Below are 17,879 nucleotides of genomic sequence, written 5' to 3'. Positions count from 1 at the left end.
TTCGTGTTACGTCTCCAGCTTTTCCGCTACGCGCAGCTTGGCCGACCGCGCGCGCGGATTTCGCTCCAGCTCTTCGCCTGTGGGCAATATCGGCTTCCGGTTCACAAGGCGAATATTCCCCTTTTTTTGACAAACGCATACCGGAAAATCGGGCGGACACGTGCATGTTTCAACAAATTTCGCGAATTCGCGCTTGCAAATCCGGTCTTCGAGCGAATGGAACGTAATGACCGCCGCCCTTCCGCCCGGCGCGAGACAGGCGATCGTTTGCGACAGCGCGTCCTCGAACGCGCCGAGCTCGTCGTTGACCGCGATGCGGAGCGCCTGGAAGCTTCGCTTCGCCGGATGCGGTCCGGTGCGCCGCGCCGCCGCGGGAATCGCCTCTTTGATCAGATCGACGAGCTGCCCGGTCGTTTCGATCGCCCCTTCGTCGCGGCGGCGAACGATCGCCCTGGCGATTTTGCGCGAAAACTTCTCCTCTCCGTACTCGAACAAAATGCGGGCGATGTCGCTTTCGCTCCATTCGTTAACGATCGTTCGGGCCGTCAGCTCCGTGCTACGGTCCATCCGCATGTCGAGCGGCGCGTCATGGTTGTAGCTGAATCCGCGCTCGGCCTCGTCGAGCTGCGGCGAAGAAACGCCCAGATCGAACAAAATGCCGTCCACCTGCGGCACGCCGCGTTCCTTCGGCACGAAATCGAATTGCTCCAGCACTTCGCGCAGCCGGCGAAAGTTGCTTTTGACCAAACGAACGCGCTCGCCGTAAGGAGCAAGCCGCTTCTTTCCGTTTTCAAGCGCGGCGTCGTCCTGATCGAACGCGATCAGCTTGCCGCCGTCGCCCAGCTTCGAGGCGATCAGCGAGCTGTGTCCCGCTCCCCCCATCGTGCAATCTACGTAAATGCCGTCAGGCCGTATATGCAAGGCGTCTACCGATTCTTCCAATAATACCGTCACATGCTCGAACAATCGCAAATCCTCCTGCCGCTGTTTCCGGCACCCCGCTGCAAACCGGAGCCGAATTACAAATCAAAGTTGAAGTCGACGAGTTTTTCGGCGATTTCGTTGAACGACTCTTCCGACTGTTTGAAGTAGTTTTCCCAATTTTCCTTGCTCCAAATCTCCACCCGATTCGAAACGCCGAGCACGACGCACTCTTTGACCAGCTTGGCGTGTTCGCACAAATTGTTCGGAATGTTGATCCGGCCCTGCTTGTCGAGCTCGCATTCGGTCGCGCCGGAGAAGAAAAAGCGGGTGAAGGCGCGCGCGTCGGCCTTCATCAGCGGCAAGCTTTTCAGCTTTTGTTCGAGAACGCTCCATTCTTCCTTCGGGTAAACGAACAAGCAGTTGTCGAGACCGCGGGTGACGATGAACTGGGGGCCGAGAGCTTCGCGGAATTTGGCGGGAACGATCATGCGACCCTTCTCATCGATCGAGTGCTGATATTCCCCCATGAACATTCCGAGCGCCCCCCTTTCCCTCCACTTTCCCCCACTTTGCACCACTCTGTTTGTTGTATTCGGCAAAGACAAAAAAAATCCTGCCTCGTTCGGGCAAGATTTTTTGAAATAAATAATTCGCCAACCGCGCTCCGGGAGGAAACGCGATTCATTCCGCGCCGGGCGGCAGCGGTTCGGCCGCCGTTTCCGCCGCGGCGGCGTTTTGCCGCCTCAGTTGTTTCGCCCGCTCCTCCATCTCCTTCATCCGCCTTCTGCGGGCTTTGTAGACGAAATAGAGCGGAATCCCGATCACCGCCAAGACGGCCAATACGGGAAGCGCCCCGGCCAAGACGATGAGCAGCCCCTGGAAAAAGCCGAACACGACGCCGGCGCTCCCGTTAAGCGCTTTGGCCAGCTTCGCGCCGAAGGCGGCGTCCGGCTTTTCCGCGTCGACCTTCGCCTTCTCGATTTTTTGGTACAGCCGGATTTCCACGGTCGAGTAGGCGACGTTTTGCTCCAAATAGCGCATCCGTCCTTTAATTTGCTCGATCTGAGTCTGCACGCTGCCGATTTGCGAGGAAAACGCGACGAGCTCGTCGCTTTTCGTCGCTTTGGCCATAAAGTCGAGCAATCTCGCTTCCTCCGTCTGCTTCGATTTCAGCCGCGCCTCCAGGTCGACGAACTCCTCCGAGACGTCCTGGCCCTGCACGCTGCGCTGTATCGATTTCGGCTTCATCCCTTCGAGATCGGCGAGAAAGGCGGAAAAGCCGTTTGCCGGCACTTTCACGACGAGCGTGCCGCTCTGCTCGTAGTCGGTCCGGTTTTCCGAAAATTGCAGCAAATAGCCCCCCGCCAAATGAATCCGGTTGTTGATTTCCGTATTCGCGCTCCCGAAATCGGCGACTTCCATCGTCACGTTCGCCTTATACATGATTTGCCGCTGCACGCTCGTTCCCGCCGTCGCCGTTGCCGATACCGGCGCCATTTGCGCCGCCGCTCCCGCGCCGGCTCCGGAGGCGACCTTGTCGCTCGGCGTGGCCGAACCCGATTCTCGCGTCTGGCTCGAGGCGTTCGCCAGCTCCCCGCTCCTGGCGGCGTCCGCTGCGGTGCCCGCCTGCGGCGCCGGCAAGCTTTCGCCGACGGACGCTTTATCGTTCGAGCCTCCGCACCCTGCCAGCGCCAAGACGATGAGCAAGCTTGCCGCCGCGGCCGCCGTTCGTTTCCTATTCGTGCCTTTTGCCATTTGAATCCCCCCGTTTATCAGTAAAGAAAACGCTGACAACTTCTAAACGGAACGGACGAACGAATGGTTGCAAAGAATTGGATTCGCGTAAAAAGATTTCCACCCTCCGACTGACTTCCAAGCGCCGCCTGACGGCGGAAAATGCATAAACGCGGCCTCGGAATGGGATAACAAAGAGTGAAAACCATGACGACCAAAAGGAGGCTTTCGCATGGTAACGAATCTCGTCTGGCTGATCGTGCTCATTACCGCCATCGGCCTGGTGCTTTCGTTCGTGTTGAACCGAAGGCAGCAGAAGCGGACGTACGACGGAGGCACGAACGAAACGACGGCCAAGCATCCGTTTTTGGCCAATCCGATCGTAATCGCCTATGTTCTGTTTCCCGTCGTGATCGTGATCGGCGCCATCATTTTGATGTTTTATTCTTGACCGGAGGAGGCGTTCCAGCATGGAGAAAAAAACGTATTATGTATCCGTACAAGCCGGATCGGTGCTCGAAAACAAGGAAGACGCCGCTTACGAATTCGAAATCGTCGCCACCGAGCAAGAAGTCGAGCAATTGGCGGAGCAGTTCGAAATGCTCAGCGACGCGGACAACGCGACAGCGGCGCGCGGCATCCTTCCCGGCGTGCCGTACCACCAGGATGACGAGCAGGATATATACGACCATACGCTGACCGATATATACCGGAGGCTGTACGAGCTCGGCACCGAAGAGACGCGGCACGCGATCGCGAGCATGAGGCCGATCGGGGATCAGGACAAGCCGGTGAATTAAACCGCTCGAACAATGGAGCGGTCATAGTTGTGGGCGCAAAACTTCGATTCCGTTGCACAAGCGGTTTCGGAGTTTTTTAACATCGGGCTGCGGCGTGATATAATAAAAGCGTCTACTCGGAGTTCGTCTACGGGAGGAGGACACCCCATTCTTTCTGCGGCCAACAAAAAAATCGAATCGTTCGAAGGAAAGCGCTTTCCATTCAAAATGAGCATCCAGCGCGACCGCTCCGTCCTCGTCGCATCCCATTGGCACGAGCATTTCGAGCTGATCATAGTCTTACAAGGTCCGGTGCAAATCCAAATCGATCAACACAGCTTTACCGCCCAAACGGGCGAAATATATTTTATTAACAGCTGCCAGATTCATTCCGTCACTTGCGTTCCCGGACAAAACGGCGTCATTCAAGGGATGGTGTTCGACAAAGCGCTGATGTACGCCTTGGAACACTTGGAAATGCGGCATTTGCTGTCCCTGTTTCTCCGATCGAATAAGGTTGCCAACCGCTATCCGGGCACCCATCCGCTATGGACGGATCTGAACGCCGAGATGGATAAAGCTTATGAGGAGTTCACGAAAGCGCAAATCGGGTACGAATACGCCATTCTTTCGTGCCTGTATCGGATCGTCGTCCCGATGCTGCGGTTATACCGGCAGGAGTTGGACAGCAGCCCGCCTTACCGGTATGCCAACCAGTATATGCGGCTGAAGCCGGCTATCGACTACATGGAGGAGCATCTTGCCGAGAAAGTGTATATGGAATCGGTTTGCAAAAAAGTGAATATGAGCCTTTACTACTTTTCCAGCCTGTTCAAAAAAGTATTCGGCATGCCGCCCGTTCAATATTTGGTGCAATTGCGGATCGACCATGCCAAACGGCTGCTGCTCGACGAGGAACGATCGATTTCGGAGATCGCCGAGCTTTGCGGGTTTTGCAATATTAACTATTTTGACAAAGTGTTCAAAGAAAAAAGCGGGGTAACGCCTATGGAGTTTCGCAAGCGTTATGTCCGGCAGGAGACTTAAAAGAGACTGCCCCGCATCGGGCAGTCTCTTGCTTCTCGAATCGCATATCGCCCGCGTCGCTACTCGGCGAAAGTGGTTACGCTTTTCGGCGCAAGCGTGTACGTAAAGCTGCCGCCGCCCGTCGCATAGCTTCCGATCGAGGCGATCTTTTCGGTGTCGCTCGTCCGGTATATCGAGACGTCCGAACCGCTCATCCCGTTGATTGTCACCGTTATCGGCTCCGTGGAGCTGTTGGCCGCAACGAGCGTCGCCTTGCCGGTCGTCATGTTTTTGGCCGCCGTCACGGTGACCCGATTATCGCCGCTTTCCGCCTTCACGTTGTAATCGCCCGGACGGATGAACCGGCTGAACTGTCCCATCGTATGCAGCCTCTTGTTGATCGCATACGTACGGTCCAGCATCAGGTTGACCAGTCCTTCCCGCATAGCGGCGGAAGTCGGCGCCGCAGGCTTCGTCACAAACAGCCAATACAGGTAGGAGCTATAGCCTTGCTCCAAGGCGGCATTGATCTGATCGGCGACCTCAAGCCCCCCGTTCATCGTGGAATCGTTCGGACTCGGCATGCTGTATTCCATCATGAACAACGGTTTGTCGAACGAGCGCAAGTCATAATTATACGCGTCATACGTATTCCACGTATAGAAGTGGGTACCGATATAATCCAGCTTTTGCACTGCCGCCGGGCCCATCTGATTCAATAATTTCCACGTCGAGCCCAAATGCCCGCCTTCGGGAGCGCCCAGCCCCACATCGATTCCATCCGCGTGGAAAGCGTCGTACACGGCAGACACCACGCCGGCGAGCTCCTGCCCCGTATAAATAGCCGAGGCGTAATCGACCAATGCTTCGGGCTCGTTTTGCATGCTTAGCCAGCGCAAATCGTATCCGTAGTCCTCCTTATATTTTTTTGCCCAGGTCCGCAAATATTCGGCAAAATCGTTAACATGCTCCGGCTTCAAGCGTCCCCCGCGAACGGCCGACCCGTTGTCCTTCATCCAGGCGGGCGGGCTCCAGACCGATGCGGCGAACCGCATGTCCGGATTTCGGCCGACGGCCTCATCGGCGAACCACCTTTGATGATGATCCGTATCGAAGTCCCATACCCCCGGCGACGGCAGTATCGTGGCCTGCAGCGCATTTCCCGGGTCGGGGTCGTCCTTCGTGAACGGGTTGACCTCCAGTCTGACGATCGAAAGACCGGCCTGGTCATCCTCCATGCCGAACAGTTGATCGAGAATGAATTCCCGGGTCGAAGCGTCGGCATTCATCAAATCGTGAACCGGGCCGTTGGCGGTTGCGCCGAATCCCCAAATTTCCTGCCGAACCTCGCTCGTATCGACATCGATCACATTTACTTTCCTGGATTCGATCGAAACGATTTTTTGCTCCGCATCCCAATGCACTGTCGCTTCCAGCGCATCCGCGACATACGACGCCGGAACCATCAGCACGCCGTCCTTCACGTAAGGCGGAGCGGCCAGACCGACGGTCGTCCCGTTCACATGGGCAGTCGGATCGCCGGCGGCAATCGTGCTCGTTCTCCCATTTTTCACGGCGGTCGCCGTTTGCGTCAGCTCATCCCACGTCACATCCGCTCTCAACGCAGCGAACGTTTTCGGCAATTGCAGGAACGGGATTTCGTCTTTGACTTCGGGCTTGGCGTTCAGGTAGACGACCGGCTTGCCGTCCACGACGATCCGCATCTCTTCGGGCGGGATTCGCGATGGCGGAATTTCCGTCGTTACCCCGGTTTTAACGAGCTCTACATCGTCGAAGTACACATCGCCGACAACTCCGGCGTATCCGGGAAGCGATATTTGCTCGACGGCAATTCCGTACAGGGGATCGACCCCGACCGTATAGGGCAGCGTTATTTTGACCCAGTCCTGGTCGGTGACCAAGGTCCGATGGTTCGTTCTGTCGTTGTAGTAGGACATGCTTCCGGTCAGGGTGCCGTCGATGTCGATGACGGAAATATAAAAGTATCCGGCGTTCACGGGACTGGCCGCGCCTACTTTCGCATATACGGACACGTCATACTGGGTTCCCGGGGTAACATCAAGCCCCGTAAACGCATCGTTGAATTTGATTCGGTTGTAGTGCCGGGTCCGTTCGGCGACATGAAGGCTTTTGCCGCCATAGACGCCGCGCACGACCGTATTGTCGAGAGACAACCCCCAGGTAGGCTGTCCGCCTCCGACTCCGATATTCGCCTGCTGCCAGCTTGAGGCATGATCGAACGTAATGAGCTTCGAAGCGGGCGGCGGCACTTCCGCAATCTCCACATCGTCGATATGGATTGCCGGCACCGTCTCGGTCCAGCTTCCGGAAGCGATCTGCTCGACGGCAATCCCGTATACCGCGCTGCCGGTCGTCAAGTACGGAAGCGTAATCTTCGTCCACCCGTCCTGACCGACCAAACATTTGTAATTGGCCGGATCGGCATAATATGGCGGGTCCGACGGGCCGCGGAACCCGGATACGTAACGACGGACAGGAAAAAGTATCCGTTCGACACGCTGCTGTCCAAAGCGACCTTGGCCCAAACGGAAATATTGTAATGCTTGCCCGCCTGCAAATCGAGTCCGTCGAAAGCGTGCGGTTTTTTTACCCGGTTATACGGTTGCGTCCTTCCGCTGATTTTGACGCTCTTCCCGGAATCGCCGCGGTAAACGGCGGAATCCAGACTGAGAACGGACGATCCGCCGCCGAGGGCCAGGTTTGCCTCGGAAATATCCGAATAGTCGTCGAAGGTGATGCTGACGCTTGGCAGGGACGATCCCGCACCGCCTTCCTCCGCCGCCGCGGAGACGATTCCGAACGTTTGCAGCAGCAGGCAAACGATCAGGAATAAGCTTGCCTGGCGTGCATACTGCCTTTTCCATGCCCGGTTCATTCGCAAAGCTCCTTTCCAACGCAATGGAAACGCTTTCATAAAGGCGAATTCGCTTGGAGCCTCCAGCCTTATGCTTCGTTTATTTCATTTTGTTCGTTTCGATCCATTGGTTGATCTTTTCCTCCGCTTCTCTTAAAGCGGTGTTCAGGTCTTTGCCCTTCATATAGTCTTCGAAGCTTTTGAACGATATATTTCGTACATCCGAAGAATCATATGGCGAGAAGGCGGGAGCGGGCGGCGCGGTGCTTTTGAAAATGGACTTCAAATTTTTTCCTTGCAAAAACGGCATGTCCGCTCCCAACGCTTCCTTCATCGCGGGATTTTTCAAGGAGGACAATCGGGCCGTCTTTCGCGCGCTCAGCAGCTGCACCTCGTCCGAGGTCACGACGCTGAGCAATTGCGCCGCCTGTTCCTTGTATTTGCTCGTTTGGGAAATCGTAAATAGTTGCGCGTCGACGAACGCATACAGATTCGGCTTTTCCTTGTAGCTGGGATATTGGACCAGATCCCAGTTCAATCCGTTTTTCGTCGCTTCCTCCAGACCGATATTGAGCAAATTGTTGTAGGGCAGCATCGCTATATTTTGCTCTTTCATAAACCAGTTCCGCGCCTGAAACGTATTCAGCTTTTCCGGCATGTTGTTCGGAATCGTCCATATTTCTTTGGCCAGCGCAAAGACGGTCCGCCATCCGTCCGAATTGATCGACGCCCGGTTCGTCTTGGCGTCGACGAGCGTAATCGACAAGGGCATCGCCAGTCGGGCGATCGTATCGGGATCGAGCCCCTTGTACGTGACGCCGCTTTCCACGCGAGACACTTTCTTGGCCAATTCGATGACGTCCTCCCATGTCATGCCGTCCTGCGGATAAGGAACGCCGAACTTGTCGAAAATCGTTTTGTTGTAGTAATTGGCGTTGAAGTGCGCGAAGAAAGGCAGCCCGTATACTTCTCCCTGCTCCGACGAGGCGCCGGCCAGCATCTGCGGATCGAATCGGCTTAAGTCCACCCCGTACGTTTTCAGTAGCGGGGTCATGTCGCCCAGCAGGCCGTACCTTTTGTATTTGCCGATATCGGCGATGTTCGTGTAAAAAATATCCGGCGTTTGGCCCGAAGCGAGCAGCTCTTCGATCGTCGTTCCTTTTCCGTTTTTGATCGTTTCAATGCTGATATGCGGATACAGCTTTTTCACCGGTTCCTCGATCAGCATCGTAACATCCTGGTCGCTCAACGAGCTGTTGGACAAATACAGCTTCAGCGTCGCCGGGCTCGTATTGACGGCCGGCTTTTTGGCTGCGTCCGCGGATTGGCTATTGTCGCCGGCGGCTCCCGGGCCGGTTCCCCCGCATCCGGTCGCCACAACGAACGCGGCGAGCGTGGACAAACCGGTTATCGCGTAACTCCTTCTCATCAGGCTCTCTCCCCTTCCATTAACTTAAAGCGCCCCGTGCATTTACACTATAACAGATAAACCGGGCTCGACTCTACGTAACTTTATTGCAAAAATTTATGTTTTTTTGCTATGCCCACAAACCGAAGGTTGAGAACGTTCGCGTACTTCGTGTATAGAAACGAAAAACGTTCGCCATCGATTCCGATCCCCCCGTCGCTGCTTGATGCAAAGGTTACCGGTAAAACCTCCTGTTAGTGTTACCGATCTGCCCTTGCTGGCTTTTTTTAGAAGGAAATCCTCCCGATATATTCGCCTGAGCTGCGCTTTTTGCCAGTGCATTGCCAATTTATCGGTAGCTTTTCCCGTTGATGCGAACCGACACCGATTTATAAACGAAATAGATGGAGAAATTCCGGTTAATCTAGAACGCCGGAATAGGTTCGGCATGACACTATTCGCTTTACCGATTGGCGATTTTTAAACCTAGCAAAACGCAAACAAAAGCCCCTTCGACGAAGGGGCTTTCTTTCTGCTTGCCTATGGTTTGCGGGCGATGGCGCCCGGCCGATCAATGCTCGACCCAGCTGTCCAAATACGCTTTCTGCTCGTCGCTGAGCGAGTCGATGCCGATGCCGAGCGACTCCAGCTTGAAGCGGGCGACTTCCTCGTCGAGCTCGTACGGCACGTTGACGACCTTGTTGCCGATCGCCTTGTACTGGTCGTTCACATACTTGAGCGACATCGCCTGAAGGGCGAACGTCATGTCCATAATTTCCGCCGGGTGGCCGTCGCCCGCCGCCAAATTGACGAGGCGCCCTTCGGCGAGCACGTACACTTTGCGGCCGTCCTTCAGCTCGTATTCCTCGATGTTGCGGCGAACGGTCCGTTTCGATTTGGACAGCGCCTCGAGCTCCGGCTTATTCACTTCGACGTCGAAGTGACCGGCGTTGGACAAAATCGCGCCGTCCTTCATCACTTCGTAATGCTCGCCGCGAATGACGTCGCGGTTGCCCGTAACCGTCACGAAGTAGTCGCCGACTTTGGCCGCTTCGACCATCGGCATGACCGCAAAGCCGTCCATATACGCTTCGACCGCCTTGATCGCGTCGATCTCCGTCACGATGACGTTCGCGCCGAGCCCTTTCGCGCGCATCGCGACGCCTTTGCCGCACCAGCCGTAGCCGACGACGACGACGGTTTTGCCCGCAACCACGAGATTCGTCGTCCGGTTGATGCCGTCCCATACCGATTGGCCGGTGCCGTACCGGTTGTCGAACAAATATTTGCAGAACGCGTCGTTGACGGCGACCATCGGGAATTTCAGCTGGCCTTCCTTCTCCAGCGCCTTCAGACGCAGAATGCCCGTAGTCGTTTCTTCCGCGCCGCCGCGCACGCCGGCGAGCAAGTCTTGACGCTCGGAATGCAATATCGTGACGAGATCGCCGCCGTCGTCGATAATGAGATCCGGCTTCGTTTCCAGCGTATGGATGAGCAGCTGCTTATACTCCTCCGGAGACGGATTGTACTTGGCGAAAACGGTAATGCCGTCCTCCACGAGCGCGGCGCATACGTCGTCCTGCGTCGACAGCGGGTTGCTGCCGGTAATCGTGACGTCGGCTCCGCCGGCTTGCACGACTTTGGCCAAATAAGCCGTTTTCGCTTCCAAATGGAGCGAGATGGCGACTTTCAGCCCTTTGAACGGCTGTTCCTTCTCGAAACGGTCGCGGATCCGGTTCAATACCGGCATATGAGCCCGCACCCAATCGATTTTCAAATGGCCGTCCTTCGCCAGCGACGGATCGGCGATTATACTGCGTTCCTTTGCGCTCAAGCTCATGTTCGTATTTCCTCCTCGACCTGTTTAGAAATATACTATTCGGTGACTGCCGTCGCGGGACAAAGGCGTTTCCGCCAATTCGCGAAGCCAGCCCCCGCCGTATTTGACCCAATATTGAAACACGTTGTAAACGCGTTCCTGCGGCTTGCCGTTCGGCATGACCGACATCCGGATGCGTTCCCAATGCCGCAAGGCGGATTCATGCTGGGAACGGAACCCTTCTGAAGCCTTCGCCTCCAAAAACTCGATCTGCTCGACGATTTTTTGCATATTCGTCTCCCCGAGCTTGCGCAGCCCCGGATTGATGCCCGATACCGAAGCGACGACCGGTTCGTACAGCGCGGCGAATTTCGCCTTCGTCTCCGCGAACAGCTCCTCGACCTGCAGCGAGCCTTGCGCTTCGAGCCAGGCGGCCTGCTTCTCGTCCAAGCGATGGACGACGTCGTCGAACTCGAGCCCGAATTTGCCCATCTGCTTCTGAATCGTTCCTTCCAGCAGCGTAAATTCGTACCTCGGCACGACGACCGGCATTTGCAGCCCGAACAGCGAAAAAGCGCGGCGCAGCAAGCCCCAATACGCGATCTCCGACGGTCCGAGCACAACCGACAGCACCGGAAACAAATAATCCTGCATGAGCGGGCGCGACATGACGTTGTTGCTCAGCCTCTCCGGCGAACGTTCGGCCAGCTCGACAAGCTCCCGCTCCGTGAACGAAACCGTCCCTTTGCGATCCGCGAACAGCTCGCCCTGCCTCGACAGCAGCAACCGTTCCCCTTCGTGATAAACGAACAAATGCGCCTGGCCCGGCTGAAGCTCGACCTGTGCCTTATACCCGAGACGCTCCAGCTCGTCCTTCGAACGAAGCAGCGTTTCGCTGAACTCGCCCTGCTTCCGCACGATCGACGCGAACAAGCCGCTTTCCAGCTTGCGCAGCTCCGGATCGTCGGAATCGACCAGGATGAGCCCGAATTCGCCGAACAGCCATGCCATGATCCGCGCGAACTGGCCGGTCAAGGTGGACGATGCGTCCGTCAGCGAGCGAAGCCGCTGCATCAGCTCCGGCTTAAACTCCGTATTCATGAGCGACTGCTCGAGCTGGCCGAGCGCATCCTCCCACGCCTCCGGCGAAATGGTCCATTTGCTGACCGACGATTTTTTGTTCTGGGCGGCGTTCAGCTTGATCTTTTGCGCGGCGAGCGCATCGGTCAGCACGTACGTATGGTTCGCCTCGTCCAAATCGTGGTCTTCCCCGGCGATCCAAAATACCGGAACGACTTGGCGGCCGAGCCGCTCCGACGCCTGCTTCGCTTCGGCAATGACCGTGATCGCCTTGTATACGACGAGCAGCGGTCCGGAAAACAGCACCGCCTGCTGGCCGCCGATCGCCACCAGCGTATCCCGGTCGCGAAGCGCCTCGATATGCCGAATCGCCGCTTCCCCGTTGCCGATCGATTCGTTGTAGGCGAGCAGCGCCTTCACGAGCCCGTCGCGATCCGCCCGGGGTCTCGATTCGTCGCCCAGCCAAGCGGCGCGCTCGCGTTCGCTCGCTTCGTTCCAAGGATTATGCTCGTACAGGGAAGCCACGGAGGCATATTCGTATATATAATCCCGCGTTATCGGCTGGGATGGCTCCAGGCGGAATCGTTCCACTCTCATACGGCATCCCCTTCTGTGCAATATGTATCGGATTTGCCGGCTGCAAGTCGCGGCATCGTTTTTTGCACAATACGATTGTACACGCAAGGACAATTTTCGTCAAAGAAGCGGTTCTTGCCGCGGAAACGGTCATAGAAAAGCCGTCTTCTCCGCAAACGCGAAGGTCGACGGCCCATCGTAACGGATATCGGCGCCCCCTGCTTAATCGGCCAACACTTTGTCGATCGCGTATGTCAATTCGCGGTACACGTCGGTTTCGACCTGGGCGCGAAGCTGCGTCTTGGCGAACATTTCGCCCTTCGACGTCGACACGTATTTCGGAGGCAGCTTGTTCAACGCGAGCGCCATAATGTCGCTTTGCTGCTTCACGTCCAGGCCGCCGAGCGGCTCCCGGTTCGCCATCAGCTCGTTCAAACAGTTGCGGACGATGTCTTCCATCATATTGTGCACGTTCATGCGATAACCCGCCCTTATGTAGAGTCACACCGATAGAATCGACTTGCCGAGCCCGACGACGAGAAACAGCAAGTACACGACGCTCAGCGTCAAAAAGCCGAACCGCCAAAGAAGGCGGAATATGCGCCGGTTGTCGATTTTCCCTCTGACCCGGTATTGGAAATTGCCGAGCAGCCCGTAGCCGATCAGGAAAAAGAGCAGGATGAGGAAAAAGCCGAAGCTCGAGCCGAGCAAATCGTGAAACAAAAACGAAACCGAACCGATCAACAACAGCGTCGTGACGTCCATCGCCAGCTTCGTCGCCTTTTTGCCGTCCCTGCGCCAAATATACGTTCCGATCCACAGCACGAAAAACCATAAAAACGGCACCGACGCGGAAAACGCATAAATATGGATCAACACGTTTACGATTCCGTTCAACCTGCACCACCCGGTTTTCAGCTTCCTCTATATGTTCGTTCTTGCCGGCCGTCCCGACCGGCGGCCGGTTCGGCCGCTTTCACCAACCGATAGATCGTCTCGTGCATGGGCGCCGGAATGCGCAGCCGCCGCCCGGTACGAACGATCGCTCCGGTAATCCAGTCGATTTCGGTCGAACGGCCGTCCGACAAATCCTGCAGCATGGACGACGCGTTATCGGCCGTCTTCGCGCATACGTCGATAAGCTGCTCCCACAAATCGTCCCGGGTCGGAATTCCGGCGCCGGTCGCCACGGCGATCCCTTCGTCCAGCAGCGTGCGCATAAGCCCGATCCGGTGTTCGCCGACGGGCAGCTCGCCGTTGCGGACGCGAAGCAGAGCGGTCAGCGGATTGACGACCGAATTGATCAGCAGCTTGTTCCATACGATCTCCTCCATTTGGTTCGACAGCGAAGCCCGGAATCCTGCCTCGCAAAGCGCATTTTGCAGCAAATTTTGCGCTTTTTGTTCGGCCGGGGGCGACATTTGCCCGCGATCTCCCGATTGCGCCGGTCCGATCCACGTGATGCCCGATCCGGTATGGGCGACCCGGTTCGGCGCCAGCTTTTTCGCCCCTTCCGTCGTCACCGCCAAATATAGGCGCTCCCGCGGCACATGCCGCTCGATCGCCTCCACATGTCCGACGCCGTTCTGAAAGCACAGCAGCCGTCCGCTATCGCCGAGCAGCCTGCTTGCGGGTTCGAGCAGCGAATCGGCGATATGCTTTTGCTTGACGGTAAGCAGCACCCAGTCGAAGGGACCGTTTTTTTCTATACCGGCCCCGGCCCGCTCCCCGGGCGCTTTCAGCCGCTCGAACGAGATCGCGCGAACTTGCATCGTCTTCTCGGCATCGCGCTCGACCAGCGTCAAGCCGGCGCCGGCGAGCAGCGACGCCTGTTCGTCGGTATGGGCGATCAGCAGGACGTCCGCTCCGGCGGCCGCCAGCTTCGCCGTCACGAGCATGCCGATCGAGCCCGCCCCGATGCACGCGATATTCATTTTGCCCATTCGCCCCACGTCTCCCGCTTTCGAATACAAACCCGACGCGCAAAAAAAGCCCGCCGTCCCACATAGTTCGGCGAGCCTTCCTTTATTTCCTTCGCAGCGACTCGAAAATCAGTCGATCCGCTCCAGGTTTCCGTTTGCGTCCATTTTGAACCGCGCCTTCTGCTCGTCTTCCTCCTCGGCGAGAAACGCGAGCTTCCGGGCCCGATCCATAATTTGAATGAGCGCCTTGTAATCGTCGTTCACGACGCGGTAATCGGTCTGCACGTTGTTGATTTGCTTATCGAGCATTTCCTTCTCCCGGCGCAACTCCTCGAGCTCCTCGTCTTTTTCCTTCAGCTCTTTTTCGAGCGCCTTGATCTGCCGGGTCATTTCCTGATAGGTTCCTTTCCATTGGCGCAAAAAGCGGATGACCGCGTCGATCGATATCGTTTCCTCGCTCACGCCGTCATGCTTGCCGGCCGCGCCCGCTTCCCCGGATTCCATAAGTGCGATCGACGAAACCGACGATCCGCTGACCGCGCTTTTCCGGTACTGGCTTCTTTTTTGCCGTTGCATTTTCGCGATCGAAATCGCGGCGTCGTATTTTTTGCGTACGCAGCTGTTCCAGCGGAAGCCGCAAGCCGCAGCGGTTCTTCCTATCTTTTCGCCTACTTCTTCGAAAGCGGCAAGCTGGGTTCCGCCTTCGCGAATATGGCGAAGCGTCACCTCGGCCAGAATGAGATCGTCTTCCTCGCTCCATGCATCTTGTCTAACCGCAGTCATGTACCAAAACCTCCCAACAAACTGATATCGCCACTACTTATCTCTATGCCCAAACTAGATTTCATAGAATCTATTTGATACTACTTGGTATTACCATTTTTTTGACCGCTCATACATGTTTTCGGGACGGGCGGATAAGCTAGGGATGGGCGACCGAAAAAGTTTGCATTTTCGTCACGAATGATCGTTTACATTTTGAAAAGGGAACGGTTATAATGGACAATAGGATTTTGTGTACATGACCGCTTCAACAGAGAGGGGGAGTAATGGTGGCTCGCATGTTCAGAGTGCTCGGATTTTGGACGCTCGCGATCGGTCTGATGGCGCTGGCCGGCGACATGAAGGAGATGGCGCTGCTGTTCTTTTTCCAAACCGCCGCTTTCGTCGTCTTAGGGTATATGAATTTGTCCGAACGTACGTACATTATGCTTTTCTGGGGATATATGATCCTCTCCTTCCTCGGATTTACGTATTGGTCGTTTTTCCAGATGGAGGTTTAATACGGCCCGTCCGCACAATACGCAAAAAGGTGACCTACCGGAGCATGTCTGTACATAACCGGTCGGATCACCTTTTTTTCGTTTGCACGAGCACTTTGAACAGCTCGGCCCCGCTGTCGCCGAGCAGCAGTTGGCGCACCGCGCGGTTCCGTCTCGCCTCCGGGCCGAACGGGTCGCGGCCGTCGTGCGCCGTCAGCATGTCCAGGACGCCCTCCTCCAGCAAAAACTGCCTTTGCGTCCGGAGCGTCCCGCCGGTCAGGCCCGCCTCCCGTCCCGCCCGTTCCAATGCCGTAAAATTGACGTGCGACGTCATATCCTGCTCGCCGGGATAAGCGAACGGATCGTCGTGGGCCGTATGGTTCCGGTAGCAAAGCAGCGTTCCGCGCATGCGATGCGCGGCGTACAGCTCGTCCGCCGTATCGCCGTAGTCGATCGTTATGACGGCGCCTTCGGAAAGGCGCTTCCCGATCCGCCCGATCCACTCCAAGGCGCCCGGGTTCGCTTCGACGAGCTGGCCCTCGCGCGGGACGATCGCTTCCCGCTCGATGTAAACGGCGGCCGGGCTTCCCGGCTCGAGCGGGAGCCGGACCGGAACGAACCGGTCCGTTCGTTCGTCCCGGCCGACGTGCCATTCGAGCAGTTCGCCGTTCCGGCGTTCGACGATATGAACGGGAAACGCGTCGAGCAGCTCGTTCGAAAAAACGATGACCGCTCCTTCCCCGGCTTCGTTCAACCAGTCGTCGGCCTCCGCGTGCCGCACCATGCGATGCCGCCGCAGCTCCTCCCGCTGCAGCCGGCGATGATACGGACTGATCTCGATCATGACGTAATCGAGCCGCTCGTACAGGTCGGGCGATCGGGCCGCGATCGTGTCCAGGACGATTCCCGCCAGCCGGCCGGTCCCGCCTCCCCATTCGACGACGGCGATCGGGCGGTCCGGGTCGTACCGCTCCGCCAGCCGCGACATGTAACCGCCGAGCACTTCCCCCATAATCGTTCCGACCGAAACGTTCGTATAAAAATCGCCGTCCTTCCCGACTTTCGCCGCCGGACGGTTATAATAGCCGAAGGGGACATGGTACAAGCACAGATTCATATAGTCGCGAAACGAAATCGCGCGCTGCGGACTGCGGTCGATCGCCTCGCGGATCGCGTCCGCGACCGGCGAAACGCCGGCATCGGCTTGTCGGGTCACGGCCGGACACCTCCATGTTCGTTCGATAAAATCGCTCGTACTTACAGTTATAGCAAAACGGCCGCGGCGTTTCCACTCCGCACGCATAATTCGTCCGTCCCGTCGATACATTTAGTACGGATAGGACGGGGGGACAAACCGATGCCGAAACGATGGATGGGCCTGATCGCGCTCGGCTTGCTTCTGTTTCATGCCGGCGCCCGGACCGCCGCGGCCGAGCCGGAATCGGGCGACAAGCGGCTGCTTATGGAAAAAGGGCTTGCCGTCTACGAGCTGGACCGCGAAATCGGGCGGCTGGAAGACGAACGGCGGCAGCTGAACGTCCGCCTGGAGGAGACCGGCCGGCAGGTCGAACAAGCCGCCAAGCAAGTCGAGGAGCGGAAGAAGAAAACCGGGGACGTGATCCGTTCCTACTACAGCGGCGAACGAAACGCCCTATGGGCCGCCGCGTTGAACGTCCGCACGTTTCAGGACGCCTTGTACGTATGGGATCAGCTGCAGTTCATTTGGGAAAGCGATCGCGACGCGATCGGCCGGTATATGGAACGGTACGAGGAGCTGAAAAAGGCGAAGACGGAGATGGAGGATCAGCGGCTTTGGCTTGAGGCGGCGAAGTCGGCGTACGCCGCCGAAAAAGCGAAGCGGCTGCAGGCGCAAGCCGAAGTCGACCGGCTGCTGGCGGCGAACGCGGAACGGTTGAGGCTGGAGAACGAGATGGAAGGCGTCCGGACGCAGTGGGAGGAGCGCGGCCTGCCGCTATTCGAGCGATACTTTTCGGCGCTGTCGGAATCGATGCAGCATGTGCCGGAACTGTTCGGGCAAAACGGCGGCACGGTATCGGTCAAAGGGCTATCGCCCAAAGTGACCGTCGCGGACGACGAGCTGAACCGGTTTTTGCAGAACAAAAGCAAGGAGCTCGCCGGGTTTTCGTTTCGCTTCGAAGACGACTCGGTGACGGCGGGCGGCAAATCCGGCGCGATCGATATCTCGGTCAAGGGGCGCTACGCCGTCGAAAACAAGCCGGTCAACGCCGTCAAATTTTTCATCGACCGTCTGTCGTTCAACGGGTACGCGATGCCGGACAGCACCGCGAAATCGCTCGAGCGAAAATTCGATCTCGCCTTTTATCCGAGCAAGCTGGCTCCGTTCCTCCAGGCGACCGACGTGAGCATCGAGCGGGGACGGATGACGGTGACGCTGCGGATCGGCTTATAGCGGGACCGCGAGGCGATGTCCC

General features: G+C 57.3%; 18 protein-coding genes. 5 read left to right on the top strand and 13 right to left on the bottom strand.

Features of this window, described 5'->3' with window-relative positions; genetic code table 11:
• Positions 1-6 precede the first annotated feature (6 nt).
• The 3 genes from rsmH to PV407_RS20475 form a co-directional block, all read right to left on the bottom strand.
• A complete protein-coding gene (rsmH, locus tag PV407_RS20485) occupies positions 7-966 on the bottom strand; it encodes a 16S rRNA (cytosine(1402)-N(4))-methyltransferase RsmH (protein WP_332091849.1) in 960 nt (319 codons plus the stop codon).
• 53 nt (positions 967-1,019) lie between these two features.
• Positions 1,020-1,457, bottom strand: a complete 438-nt coding sequence (gene mraZ / locus PV407_RS20480; RefSeq protein ID WP_332091848.1) for a division/cell wall cluster transcriptional repressor MraZ — start codon at positions 1,455-1,457, stop codon at positions 1,020-1,022.
• A gap of 148 nt (positions 1,458-1,605) precedes the next feature.
• On the bottom strand, positions 1,606-2,679 hold the full coding sequence (locus PV407_RS20475; protein WP_332091847.1) for a DUF4349 domain-containing protein: 1,074 nt from the start codon (positions 2,677-2,679) through the stop codon (positions 1,606-1,608).
• Positions 2,680-2,890: 211 nt separating this feature from the next.
• On the opposite strand from PV407_RS20475, the gene PV407_RS20470 reads away from it, so the two are divergent.
• The 3 genes from PV407_RS20470 to PV407_RS20460 all read left to right on the top strand — a co-directional run bounded on the left by PV407_RS20470 (position 2,891) and on the right by PV407_RS20460 (position 4,484).
• Positions 2,891-3,109 carry a hypothetical protein gene (locus PV407_RS20470; RefSeq protein WP_332091846.1) on the top strand — a complete coding sequence of 73 codons (219 nt, stop codon included), beginning with the start codon at positions 2,891-2,893 and terminating at the stop codon, positions 3,107-3,109.
• A gap of 19 nt (positions 3,110-3,128) precedes the next feature.
• Positions 3,129-3,458, top strand: coding sequence for a hypothetical protein (locus PV407_RS20465; protein ID WP_332091845.1), 330 nt, complete (start codon positions 3,129-3,131; stop codon positions 3,456-3,458).
• A gap of 207 nt (positions 3,459-3,665) precedes the next feature.
• Positions 3,666-4,484, top strand: a complete 819-nt coding sequence (locus PV407_RS20460; protein ID WP_332091844.1) for an AraC family transcriptional regulator — start codon at positions 3,666-3,668, stop codon at positions 4,482-4,484.
• A gap of 59 nt (positions 4,485-4,543) precedes the next feature.
• Here the strand turns inward: PV407_RS20460 and PV407_RS20455 are convergent, their stop codons facing one another.
• The 9 genes from PV407_RS20455 to PV407_RS20415 all read right to left on the bottom strand — a co-directional run bounded on the left by PV407_RS20455 (position 4,544) and on the right by PV407_RS20415 (position 14,947).
• Entirely contained in the window at positions 4,544-6,862 is a 2,319-nt protein-coding gene (locus tag PV407_RS20455; protein WP_332091843.1) for a stalk domain-containing protein, read from the bottom strand.
• A complete protein-coding gene (locus PV407_RS20450) occupies positions 6,859-7,380 on the bottom strand; it encodes a hypothetical protein (RefSeq protein WP_332091842.1) in 522 nt (173 codons plus the stop codon). The genes PV407_RS20455 and PV407_RS20450 overlap by 4 nt, the downstream gene beginning before the upstream one ends.
• A 79-nt stretch (positions 7,381-7,459) precedes the next feature.
• A complete protein-coding gene (locus PV407_RS20445) occupies positions 7,460-8,788 on the bottom strand; it encodes an ABC transporter substrate-binding protein (protein ID WP_332091841.1) in 1,329 nt (442 codons plus the stop codon).
• A 550-nt stretch (positions 8,789-9,338) separates the two neighbouring features.
• Positions 9,339-10,607 (bottom strand): adenosylhomocysteinase, encoded by a 1,269-nt coding sequence (locus PV407_RS20440; RefSeq protein ID WP_332091840.1) that lies wholly within the window; start codon positions 10,605-10,607, stop codon positions 9,339-9,341.
• 24 nt (positions 10,608-10,631) lie between these two features.
• Positions 10,632-12,263, bottom strand: a complete 1,632-nt coding sequence (gene bshC, locus PV407_RS20435; protein WP_332091839.1) for a bacillithiol biosynthesis cysteine-adding enzyme BshC — start codon at positions 12,261-12,263, stop codon at positions 10,632-10,634.
• Positions 12,264-12,464: 201 nt separating this feature from the next.
• Entirely contained in the window at positions 12,465-12,719 is a 255-nt protein-coding gene (locus tag PV407_RS20430) for a late competence development ComFB family protein (RefSeq protein WP_332091838.1), read from the bottom strand.
• 24 nt (positions 12,720-12,743) lie between these two features.
• Positions 12,744-13,139: a DUF3397 domain-containing protein gene (locus PV407_RS20425; RefSeq protein ID WP_332091837.1), complete on the bottom strand. Its 396-nt coding sequence runs from the start codon at positions 13,137-13,139 to the stop codon at positions 12,744-12,746.
• Between the two features lie 17 nt (positions 13,140-13,156).
• On the bottom strand, positions 13,157-14,185 hold the full coding sequence (locus PV407_RS20420; RefSeq protein ID WP_332091836.1) for a ketopantoate reductase family protein: 1,029 nt from the start codon (positions 14,183-14,185) through the stop codon (positions 13,157-13,159).
• Between the two features lie 108 nt (positions 14,186-14,293).
• The gene (locus tag PV407_RS20415) at positions 14,294-14,947 is read right to left on the bottom strand and encodes an RsfA family transcriptional regulator (protein WP_332091835.1); all 654 of its coding nucleotides are present in this window, start codon (positions 14,945-14,947) and stop codon (positions 14,294-14,296) included.
• Positions 14,948-15,216: 269 nt separating this feature from the next.
• On the opposite strand from PV407_RS20415, the gene PV407_RS20410 reads away from it, so the two are divergent.
• Positions 15,217-15,447, top strand: a complete 231-nt coding sequence (locus PV407_RS20410; RefSeq protein WP_332091893.1) for a DUF2626 domain-containing protein — start codon at positions 15,217-15,219, stop codon at positions 15,445-15,447.
• 67 nt (positions 15,448-15,514) lie between these two features.
• Here the strand turns inward: PV407_RS20410 and PV407_RS20405 are convergent, their stop codons facing one another.
• Positions 15,515-16,642 (bottom strand): class I SAM-dependent methyltransferase, encoded by a 1,128-nt coding sequence (locus PV407_RS20405; protein ID WP_332091834.1) that lies wholly within the window; start codon positions 16,640-16,642, stop codon positions 15,515-15,517.
• A gap of 141 nt (positions 16,643-16,783) precedes the next feature.
• Between PV407_RS20405 and PV407_RS20400 the strand changes: the two genes are divergently transcribed.
• Positions 16,784-17,857, top strand: a complete 1,074-nt coding sequence (locus tag PV407_RS20400) for a coiled-coil domain-containing protein (protein ID WP_332091833.1) — start codon at positions 16,784-16,786, stop codon at positions 17,855-17,857.
• The last annotated feature ends 22 nt before the right edge of the window (positions 17,858-17,879 follow it).

Origin of the sequence: Paenibacillus sp. GYB003 (assembly GCF_036577625.1) — a bacterium.
In the GTDB taxonomy this organism is placed as follows: domain Bacteria; phylum Bacillota; class Bacilli; order Paenibacillales; family NBRC-103111; genus Paenibacillus_AB.
Note: the sequence above shows the minus strand (reverse complement) of the source record. Positions and strands in the feature narration are given on the sequence as shown.

Excerpts from the sequence above, each read along its gene's own strand:
- mraZ (WP_332091848.1), bottom strand. The coding sequence starts at position 1,457 with ATGTTCATGGGGGAATATCAGCACTCGATCGATGAGAAGGGTCGCATG.
- PV407_RS20475 (WP_332091847.1), bottom strand. The coding sequence starts at position 2,679 with ATGGCAAAAGGCACGAATAGGAAACGAACGGCGGCCGCGGCGGCAAGC.
- PV407_RS20470 (WP_332091846.1), top strand. The coding sequence starts at position 2,891 with ATGGTAACGAATCTCGTCTGGCTGATCGTGCTCATTACCGCCATCGGC.
- PV407_RS20465 (WP_332091845.1), top strand. The coding sequence starts at position 3,129 with ATGGAGAAAAAAACGTATTATGTATCCGTACAAGCCGGATCGGTGCTC.
- PV407_RS20460 (WP_332091844.1), top strand. The coding sequence starts at position 3,666 with ATGAGCATCCAGCGCGACCGCTCCGTCCTCGTCGCATCCCATTGGCAC.
- PV407_RS20450 (WP_332091842.1), bottom strand. The coding sequence starts at position 7,380 with ATGAACCGGGCATGGAAAAGGCAGTATGCACGCCAGGCAAGCTTATTC.
- PV407_RS20445 (WP_332091841.1), bottom strand. The coding sequence starts at position 8,788 with ATGAGAAGGAGTTACGCGATAACCGGTTTGTCCACGCTCGCCGCGTTC.
- PV407_RS20440 (WP_332091840.1), bottom strand. The coding sequence starts at position 10,607 with ATGAGCTTGAGCGCAAAGGAACGCAGTATAATCGCCGATCCGTCGCTG.
- bshC (WP_332091839.1), bottom strand. The coding sequence starts at position 12,263 with ATGAGAGTGGAACGATTCCGCCTGGAGCCATCCCAGCCGATAACGCGG.
- PV407_RS20430 (WP_332091838.1), bottom strand. The coding sequence starts at position 12,719 with ATGAACGTGCACAATATGATGGAAGACATCGTCCGCAACTGTTTGAAC.
- PV407_RS20420 (WP_332091836.1), bottom strand. The coding sequence starts at position 14,185 with ATGGGCAAAATGAATATCGCGTGCATCGGGGCGGGCTCGATCGGCATG.
- PV407_RS20415 (WP_332091835.1), bottom strand. The coding sequence starts at position 14,947 with ATGACTGCGGTTAGACAAGATGCATGGAGCGAGGAAGACGATCTCATT.
- PV407_RS20400 (WP_332091833.1), top strand. The coding sequence starts at position 16,784 with ATGCCGAAACGATGGATGGGCCTGATCGCGCTCGGCTTGCTTCTGTTT.